7 protein-coding genes are annotated in these 5,504 nt (G+C 75.6%); 6 read left to right on the top strand and 1 reads right to left on the bottom strand.

Annotation, left to right across the window (positions count from 1 at the left end):
- The 3 genes from F9B16_RS48950 to F9B16_RS48960 all read left to right on the top strand — a co-directional run.
- Positions 1 to 538 (top strand): SelB domain-containing protein (locus F9B16_RS48950; protein ID WP_192809384.1); only part of this gene is annotated, 538 nt, incomplete at its 5' end.
- 105 nt (positions 539 to 643) lie between these two features.
- Entirely contained in the window at positions 644 to 1,837 is a 1,194-nt protein-coding gene (locus tag F9B16_RS48955; RefSeq protein WP_151547105.1) for an RtcB family protein, read from the top strand.
- 5 nt (positions 1,838 to 1,842) lie between these two features.
- Complete coding sequence (locus tag F9B16_RS48960) at positions 1,843 to 2,688, top strand: hypothetical protein (RefSeq protein ID WP_151547106.1); 846 nt, start codon at positions 1,843 to 1,845, stop codon at positions 2,686 to 2,688.
- On the opposite strand, the gene F9B16_RS48965 is transcribed toward F9B16_RS48960, so the two are convergent.
- Positions 2,689 to 3,495 (bottom strand): alpha/beta hydrolase, encoded by an 807-nt coding sequence (locus F9B16_RS48965; protein ID WP_151547107.1) that lies wholly within the window; start codon positions 3,493 to 3,495, stop codon positions 2,689 to 2,691.
- Positions 3,496 to 3,634: 139 nt separating this feature from the next.
- On the opposite strand from F9B16_RS48965, the gene moaA reads away from it, so the two are divergent.
- From moaA to F9B16_RS48980, 3 genes are all read left to right on the top strand, one after another.
- The gene (gene moaA, locus F9B16_RS48970) at positions 3,635 to 4,624 is read left to right on the top strand and encodes a GTP 3',8-cyclase MoaA (RefSeq protein WP_225992652.1); all 990 of its coding nucleotides are present in this window, start codon (positions 3,635 to 3,637) and stop codon (positions 4,622 to 4,624) included.
- Entirely contained in the window at positions 4,621 to 5,205 is a 585-nt protein-coding gene (gene mobA / locus F9B16_RS48975) for a molybdenum cofactor guanylyltransferase (RefSeq protein WP_151547110.1), read from the top strand. The genes moaA and mobA overlap by 4 nt, the downstream gene beginning before the upstream one ends.
- Positions 5,206 to 5,255: 50 nt before the next feature.
- Positions 5,256 to 5,504: DUF6457 domain-containing protein (locus F9B16_RS48980; RefSeq protein ID WP_151547109.1), on the top strand; the 249-nt coding region annotated here is incomplete at its 3' end.

Below are 5,504 nucleotides of genomic sequence, written 5' to 3' on the forward strand. Positions count from 1 at the left end.
CGGGCTGCCCGCGCGGCATCTCGTCGCCGCGCTCGTCCGCCCGCCGCTGCGCTTGGACGGCGGCCGCGTGCACGGCCCGTCCCCCGACCCCGCCCCTGCGGCGCCTGCGGAGCCGGAGCCGGCGACCGCGTCTCCGACGGCGCCCGAGGCACCGGCCGACGACCAGGCCCCGCCCCCCGCCGCGCCGGACCCGGCGGAGCGTCCGGCGATGCCTCCCGGGCTGGAGGCCGCCATCGAGCGGCTCCGCGCCGACCTCGCCCGCGCCCCGTTCGACGCGCCGCCCGAGGAGCGCCTCGCCGAGCTCGGCCTCACCGGCGGGGCCCTCGCCGCCGCCGAGCGCGCGGGCGCGGTGCTGCGGCTGCGCGACGACATCGTCCTGCTGCCCGGCGCCGACCGAGAGGCGCTGCGGATCCTGTCCGCGCTGCCGCAGCCGTTCACGCCGCGGCAGGCCGGCGACGCGCTGTCGACGAGCCGCCGCGTCGCCGTCGCGCTGCTGGAGCACCTCGACGGCCTCGGCCTCACCGAGCGGCGCCGCTGACGCCCGCCGGGATGAACCCGGCCACGGCGGGAAAACCGGTTGAACCGCGATGGGCGGCTCTGGCGTCATAGATCACGGTTCGGATCCCGTCGAGAAGGAGAAGGCATGCCGTACCAGACCCTGAAGGGCGGCCGCGTTCCCATCCGGATGTGGACCGACCCCGACACCGTCGAGGACCAGGCGCTCGACCAGCTCCGGAACGTCTCCGCGCTGCCCTGGGTGGAGGGGCTCGCGGTCATGCCGGACGTCCACTACGGCAAGGGCGCGACCGTCGGCTCCGTCATCGCGATGAAGAACGCGGTGTCCCCGGCCGCGGTCGGCGTCGACATCGGCTGCGGGATGACCGCCGCCAAGTCCACGCTCACCGTCGAGGACATGCCCGACGACCTGTCGGGCATCCGGCACGGCCTGGAGAAGGCGATCCCGGTCGGGCGCGGCTCGCACAAGGGCGCCGTCGACCCGTCCGCGCTGCCGAACCTGAAGGAGCGCGGCTGGTACGAGTTCTGGAAGGAGTTCGAGGACCTGCACCCCGCGGTCCGCTCCGGCCTCGGCCGCGCGCGCTCGCAGATGGGCACGCTCGGCGGCGGCAACCACTTCCTGGAGCTGTGCGCGGACGACGAGGGCGCGATCTGGCTCGTCCTGCACTCCGGGTCCCGCAACATCGGCAACGTGCTCGCCGAGCACCACATCGAGGCCGCCCGCAAGCTCCCGCACAACCAGGACCTTCCGGACAACGACCTCGCCGTGTTCCTCAGCGGCACCGCGAAGATGGACGCCTACCGGCACGACCTGTTCTGGGCGCAGGAGTACGCGCGCCGCAACCGCGCGGTCATGATGGCGCTCGCGCAGAACGTCGTGACGAAGCGGTTCGGCGAGAAGCGCTGCCGGTGGAACCAGGTCATCTCCTGCCACCACAACTACGTGGCGGAGGAGGAGTACGGCGGCGAGGAGCTGCTCGTCACCCGCAAGGGCGCGATCCGCGCGGGCGCGGGCGACCTCGGCATCATCCCGGGCTCGATGGCGACCGGCACCTACATCGTCCGCGGCCTCGGCAACGAGACGGCGTTCAACTCCGCCTCGCACGGCGCGGGCCGCAGGATGAGCCGGAACAAGGCGCGCAAGAGCTTCACCGTCGAGGACCTGGTCGAGCAGACCAGGGGCGTCGAGTGCCGCAAGGACAGCGGCGTCATCGACGAGATCCCCGGCGCCTACAAGGACCTGGAGACGGTGATGGAGTCGCAGTCCGACCTCGTCGAGGTCGTCGCGCACCTGCGGCAGCTCGTCTGCGTGAAGGGCTGAGGACGATGACGGCGGTGCAGCGGCCGGCGAACGCGCGCGGCGCGGGCGACGGCATGAAGCTGCACCGCCGGACGGTCCGGCTCGCCGGCCGGGACCACACGGTCATCGGGCTGCGGCCCGGCACGAGGGCGGGCTTCAGCACCAACCTGTTCCACGAGACCTGGCACGTGCTGTCCGACCAGCACGGCGCCCGCGTCCTCGCGCGGCTGCTGTGGGGGCTGGCCTACCAGTCGCGGCCGGGCACCCTGCTGGTCATCGACCGGCCGTTCCTCACGCCGACGCCGTTCGACGCGGATCCGGCGGACCCGATCGTCCTGGTCCCGGCCTGGCACACCGCCTTCACCGCCGCGACCGCCCGCGACCTGGCGCGGCGGCTGCCGCTGCGGCGGCCGCCGGACGGCACGGTCCGGTGGCGGACGCACGGCCTCGACAGCGCCCTCGCCGACCCGCGGGCCTGGTTCCGCGCGCACCCCCGCGGCCCCGGGGGAGGCCGGGTGAAGCGGATGCACGGGATGGTGGCGCTCCTGCCGTCCCGTCCCGCCGAGGCGCGGGAGTGGGGCGTCCAGGCGGGCTGGCTCGACGCCGCCAACCCGCACGGCATGGACTACGACTACATCGGCGGCCAGTGCCGGTCCGCCGCCGGCGAGATCCAGATCTTCCGGGACTTCCGGCGCCGGGTGAGCGTCGCCCGCCGCGCCCGCGCCGACGTGCTCGCCCGCCCGGACGCACCGGCCGACCCCGCCGACCTCCGGCCGCTCGTGTGGGACCGGCACGGCGAGATCACCTGGGCGGAGGAGGAGGCCGCGCGCCGCCGCCGGTCAAGCCGCCGGCGGCCGGCGGGGCGCCGCTGATCAGGCCAGGACGCGGTCGACGAACGCGGTGACGTCGCCGAGCACCTCGTCGCGGTTCGTCTCGTTGAACACCTCGTGGCGCGCCCCCGGGTAGATCCGCTGGGTCAGGTCGCCGCCCCGGATCGCCTCGATCCCGACCAGGGTGCCGTCCAGCGGGACGAGCCGGTCGTCGTCGCCGTGCACGTGGAGGGTGGGCAGGGCGCCGAGCGACCCGTGCTCGTTGATCCGGCGGATGCAGGCGTCCATGGCCTCGACGGTCGGCTTCTTGAACGGGCCGTGCCACACCAGCGGGTCCTCGCTGTACGCCTTCCCGACGGCCGGATCCCGCGACAGCGTGGCGGTGTCGATGGGCTCGTCGGGCATCTCGTCGAGGGCGAGCAGCGCGTCCACGGCGGCCCAGCGGCCGAGGACCGGCCCCGACAGCACCAGCGCGGTCAGCACGTCGCCGTGGACCTGCGCGTAGCGGGCGGCGATGAGGCCGCCCATGGAGTGCCCGATCAGTACGACGGGCAGGCCCGGATGGTCGCCGCGGGCCGCCTCGACGACGGTGTGCAGGTCGGCGACGACGTCCTCGAAGTCCTCGATGAGCACCCGGTCGCCCGCCGACCGGCCGTGCCCCATGTGGTCGGGCCCGCACACGGTCGCGCCGTGCCGGACGAGCGCGTCCGCCACGTGCTCGTAACGGCCGAGGTGCTCGCCGTACCCGTGCGCCAGGACCGCGATGTAGCGGGGCTCGGCGCCCGCCCAGATCCGCGCGCTGACCGCGCCCCGCGTGCCCGCGAACTCCCACTCCCGTGCCGCCGTCACCCGTACCTCCTCGTCCGAACCGGCCCTGCCCGCAGCCCGCGATGCGACGGATCGGCGATCGCCGCAATAGGCTGGACCGATCGACCGTAACCCGGACGGCCCGCCCAGCGCGCCGTCCACCCGGCAGGAAGGGGCGCCCGTGCTGGTCGACACCTTCGGTCGTACCGCGACGGACCTGCGGGTCTCGCTCACCGACCGGTGCAACCTGCGGTGCTCGTACTGCATGCCGCCCGAGGGGCTGGACTGGCTGCCGAAGCCGGAGCTGCTCACCGACGACGAGGTGGTCCGGCTGGTCGGGCTCGCGGTCGGCGAGCTCGGCGTCACCGAGGTCCGCTACACCGGCGGCGAGCCGCTGCTGCGGCGCGGCCTGACCGGGATCGTGCGGCGCACCGCGGCGCTGGCGCCGCGCCCGGAGATCTCGCTGACCACCAACGGGATCGGCCTCGCGCGGCTGGCCGGGCCGCTCGCCGACGCCGGGCTGGACCGGGTGAACGTCTCGCTGGACACCCTCGACCCGGCGACGTTCAAGCGGCTCGCGCACCGCGACCGGTTCGCGGACGTCCTCGCCGGGCTGGAGGCGGCGCGCGCCGCCGGGCTCGAACCCGTCAAGATCAACGCGGTGCTGATGCGGGGGATCAACGACCACGAGGCGCCCGCGCTGCTGCGGTTCTGCCTCGAGCGCGGCTACCGGCTGCGGTTCATCGAGCAGATGCCGCTGGACGCCCAGCACGGCTGGACCCGCGACGACATGATCACCGCGGACGAGATCCTGGAACGGCTGTCGGCGGAGTTCGACCTCGCCCCGGACGCCGCGCACGACCGCGGCAGCGCGCCCGCAGAGACCTTCGTGGTCGGCGGCGGCCCGGAGACGGTCGGCGTGATCGGGTCGGTGACCCGGCCGTTCTGCGGCGCCTGCGACCGCGTCCGGCTGACCGCGGACGGCCAGGTCCGCAACTGCCTGTTCGCGACCGAGGAGTCCAACCTGCGCGACGCGATGCGCGGCGGCGCGGCCGACGAGGAGATCGCCGAGCGCTGGCGCAAGGCGGTCCGGGCGAAGCGGGCCGGGCACGGCATCGACGACCCGTCGTTCCTGCAGCCCTCCCGGCCGATGTCCGCGATCGGCGGCTGACCCGCGTGCCCGCGTTCGACGCGGTGCTGCTCGCGGGCGGCCGGGCCCGGCGGCTCGGCGGGGCCGACAAGCCCGCCGCGCCGGTCGGCGGGCGCGCGCTGATCGAGTGGGTCGCCGCGGCCGCGTCCGGCGCGTCCCGGACGATCGTGGTCGGGCCGCCGCGGGACGTATTGCCGGACGCCGTCCGGGTCCGCGAGGACCCGCCGGGCGCCGGTCCGGTGCCCGCGCTGCGCGCGGGCCTGCCCGAGGTCCGCGCGCCCTGGGCCGTCCTGCTGGCCGCCGACCTGCCGTTCCTGCGTCCCGTCCATGTCGCCGCGCTGCTGGACGCGGCGGGGGACCGGGCCGGGGCCGTGCTGGTGGACGGCGACGGCCGCGCGCAGTGGCTCGCCGGATGCTGGCGCACCGCCCGCTTGAGGGACGCGCTCGCCGCGTACACCGGCGCGTCCCTGCGCGGCGTCCTCGGCCCGCTGGACCCGGCGATGGTCGCGCTCCCCGCCGGGGAGCGGGCCCCGTGGTACGACTGCGACACGCCCGAGGACCTCGCCCGCGCCGACGGGCTCGCCCGGCCGGACGTGCTTTGACCGTGCGAGAGTGGGCATCGCGTACGTCGACGCGTTGAAGGGGGACGCCCATGTCGGTACTTGAGGACTGGATGAGCGCGGTCTGCCGCGAGCTCGGCCTGGAGCGTGGCGACATCGACCGCGACCTGGTGCTCGACCTGGCCCGCGACGTCGCGCACGGGGTGGCGCGGCCGGGCGCGCCGCTCACCGCCTACCTGCTGGGCCTCGCGGTCGGCCGCGGCGTGCCCGCCCGGGACGCCGCCGCCCGGCTCACCGAGATGGCCGAGGCCTGGGGCGCCGGGCCCGCCGCGGACGCCGGG

It is taken from the genome of Actinomadura montaniterrae, from assembly GCF_008923365.1.
Lineage (GTDB): Bacteria > Actinomycetota > Actinomycetes > Streptosporangiales > Streptosporangiaceae > Spirillospora > Spirillospora montaniterrae.

Bases quoted from the DNA above. Each gene is read 5' to 3' on its own strand.
- F9B16_RS48955 (WP_151547105.1), top strand. From the start codon at position 644: ATGCCGTACCAGACCCTGAAGGGCGGCCGCGTTCCCATCCGGATGTGG.
- F9B16_RS48960 (WP_151547106.1), top strand. From the start codon at position 1,843: ATGACGGCGGTGCAGCGGCCGGCGAACGCGCGCGGCGCGGGCGACGGC.